The 3,089-nt window shown below is 72.4% G+C and carries 3 protein-coding genes; all 3 read left to right on the plus strand.

The window, feature by feature from the left end:
• Positions 1-86: 86 nt before the first annotated feature.
• The 3 genes from AC13HU_RS34810 (at position 87) to AC13HU_RS34820 (ending at position 2,876) form a co-directional block, all read left to right on the plus strand.
• Positions 87-536, plus strand: coding sequence for a hypothetical protein (locus AC13HU_RS34810; RefSeq protein ID WP_483045995.1), 450 nt, complete (start codon positions 87-89; stop codon positions 534-536).
• A gap of 100 nt (positions 537-636) precedes the next feature.
• Positions 637-1,575, plus strand: coding sequence for a hypothetical protein (locus AC13HU_RS34815; RefSeq protein WP_483045996.1), 939 nt, complete (start codon positions 637-639; stop codon positions 1,573-1,575).
• A 113-nt stretch (positions 1,576-1,688) separates the two neighbouring features.
• Positions 1,689-2,876: a permease gene (locus AC13HU_RS34820; protein ID WP_483045997.1), complete on the plus strand. Its 1,188-nt coding sequence runs from the start codon at positions 1,689-1,691 to the stop codon at positions 2,874-2,876.
• The last annotated feature ends 213 nt before the right edge of the window (positions 2,877-3,089 follow it).

Raw genomic sequence — 3,089 nt, forward strand, 5'->3', positions numbered from 1 at the left:
CTCCATACCCCGTATGGGTCTACGGTCGGGGTGGACGCGGGCGAGCGGCAGGGGCGCGCGGGAAGTCGAGTGGGAGGGAACGGGCGGTGGCAGGCGTGGTGTCGGCTGGTCGGCGAGGCATCGCCAGGCTCCTGCTGGTCTGCGCCGTTCTGGCCGGGCTGTTCCTCATGCACGGCGCCCCGGCCACCGCCGCCGAAGGGTGCCACGGCGGTGCGACCGCGCTCGGCAGCATGACCGGCCGCGGCGGCGATCCGATGATGGCGCCCGGTCCCGCGATGACGCCGCGAGCCGGCGGTGTGAGCGAACACGGCGTGCGGGCGGGGGCGCCGGTCGCGGTGCACGGGGCGCAGTGCGTCTCCACCCCGGCCCGCGGGCGCGGCCCGCAGCCCGTGAACGCACCCGCGACCGCCGTCGCGGTGGCCGCCGTCCCGGCGCTCGTCGGCCGGGCGGCCCCGGTCGGCCGGCGGTGGCGGCGCGGGCCGCCGCCACCGGGCGGGCGCGATCTCCTGGTTCAGGTGGGAGTCGCGCGGACCTGACCAGGCCGTGCCGGAACGGCGGTTGTGCCGGCCTCCGGCGACGTGTCCTGCTCGCTCCGCGCGCCCGTCGTGGCGCGCCCATCCGGAAAGAACCTCTCCGATGCCTTCCTTCTCCCGTCCCGTCGCGCGCCACCGCACCCTCGCCGTGGCCGGCGTGACCGCCGTACTCGCGCTGACCCTCGGCGCGTGCGGCTCCTCCGGCGACGACACCTCTGCCAAGCCGGATCCGGCCGGCGCGACGGCGTCGTCCACCGCTTCGATGCCCTCGACGGTCGGCTCCGCCCACGACGGCCCGACCATGCCCGGCATGGACCACATGGCCGGCGGCAACGGCCTGTCCGACGCCATGGACGGCTACAAGCTGGTCAGTTCGACCAGGACACTCCCGGCCGGACAGCCGGGCCGCTACCGGTTCACGGTCACCGGTCCGGACGGCAAGCCCGTCACCGACTTCGCGGTCGACCAGACCAAGCGCATGCACTTCTACGCCGTCCGCTCGGACCTGACGGGCTTTCAGCACCTGCACCCGGTCATGACCGGCGACGGCACGTGGACCGCGGACCTGGCCGGGCTGCAGCCGGGCACCTGGCGGATGTTCGCGTCCTTCGCCCCCGGCAGCGGCCCGGGCGAAGGCACGGCGTTCGTCCTGTCCCGCACTGTCGCCGTTCCCGGCCCGGCCACCATGGCGTCCTTGCCCGCGCCCGCCTCGTCGGTACAGGTCGACGGGTACACGGTCACCGTGGCCGGCGAACTGATGGCCAAGATGGAGCACCAGCTCACCGTCACGATCACCAAGGCGGGCAAGCCCGTCACCGACCTGCAGCCGTACCTGGACTCCTACGCCCACCTGACCGCCTTCCACCAGGGCGATGGCGCGTTCGCGCACCTGCACCCGACCGAGGAGGTCCACGGTGACCACGGCGGGCCGGCGCTGTCCTTCCACGCGGAACTTCCCTCGGCCGGCAACTGGCGGTTGTTCCTGCAGTTCCAGACCGCCGGTACCCTGCACACCGCCGCACTGACGCTCGACGTCGCCTGAACAGGCGGGGGCCGTCCAGGCGGCGGCCCCCGCCCTCGCCTCCGGGCCGTACTGCGACCTCGCACCGGCCCGGACCGGCCGCCGGGGAGCCCTCAGCACGGAAGGTTCCGTCCATGCACGCCGTACTGCACGCGCTGTCCATCACGGGCTCCATGACCTGGGAGATCACCTGGGCGCTGATCCTGGGCTTCGCCCTGTCCGCCGTGGTCCAGGCGATCGTCCGCAAGTCCACCGTGATCGCGCTGCTCGGCGACGACCGCCCCGGCACCCTCGCCGTCGCCGCCGGCCTGGGCGTCGCCTCCTCGTCCTGCTCCTACGCGGCGGTGGCGCTGGCCCGTTCGCTGTTCCGCAAGGGAGCCGACTTCACCGCCACGATGGCCTTCGAGATCGCCTCCACCAACCTCGTCGTCGAACTCGGCGTGATCCTGGCGCTGCTGATGGGCTGGCAGTTCACGCTGGCCGAGTTCGTCGGTGGCCCCGTCATGATCATCCTGCTCGCCGTGCTGTTCCGGTTGTTCCTGCGCGACAGACTGCTGCGCCAGGCGCGCGAGCAGGCCGAACGCGGCGTTGCCGGGTCCATGGAGGGCCACGCGGCGATGGACATGTCCGTGCGCGCGGAGGGCTCCTTCGCCCGCAGGCTGCTGTCCGGCGAGGGGCTGACCGCCACCGCCCACGTCTTCGTCATGGAGTGGGCGGCGATCCTGCGCGACCTGGTCGTCGGCCTGCTCATCGCCGGCGCGATCGCGGCATGGGTGCCGGACTCCTTCTGGCGGACCTTCTTCTTCTCCGGGCACCCGCTGGCATCCAAGCTGTGGGGCCCGCTGATCGGTCCGCTCGTCGCGGTGGCCTCGTTCGTCTGCTCCATCGGCAACGTGCCGTTGGCGGTGGTGCTGTGGAAGGGCGGCATCAGCTTCGGCGGGGTGGTCGCGTTCATCTTCGCCGACCTGCTGATCCTGCCGATCCTGAACATCTACCGGAAGTACTACGGCGCACGCATGGCCCGGTTCATCCTCGGCACTTTCTACCTGTCCATGGTCGTCGCCGGATACGTCGTCGAGCTCCTCTTCGGCGGCCTCGGCCTGATCCCCGACCAGGCCGACGCGAAGATTCCCATGCAGGGCGTCAGATGGAACTACACCACCTTCCTCAACATCGCCTTCCTCGTCCTGACCGCCGCCCTCCTGGTGCGGTTCTTCAGCACCGGTGGCGCCAGGATGCTGCGCATGATGGGCGGCGCGCCCGAGACCGAACCCGACGGACCCGGCGGTCCTGGACACCCGCACACGGAGCACCGGCACTGACCGCGTAGGCGGAAGTCGCGGCGCGCAGCACTTTGTCGGGCGCCCCTGGGAACCGCGGTCAGCTGTCCGCCGGCGAGTGGTCCGGGGCGTGCTCGGGGTTGGGATCGGGATCGGGGTTCGGGCGGGCGGATTCCGTGGCGGCCGGTGCGCGCCGGGCCACCGACTCGACCAGCCGTTCCAGGTCGTCGAGGTCCGCGGCGTACTCGGCGTCCC

The organism is Streptomyces sp. NH27, from assembly GCF_056859195.1.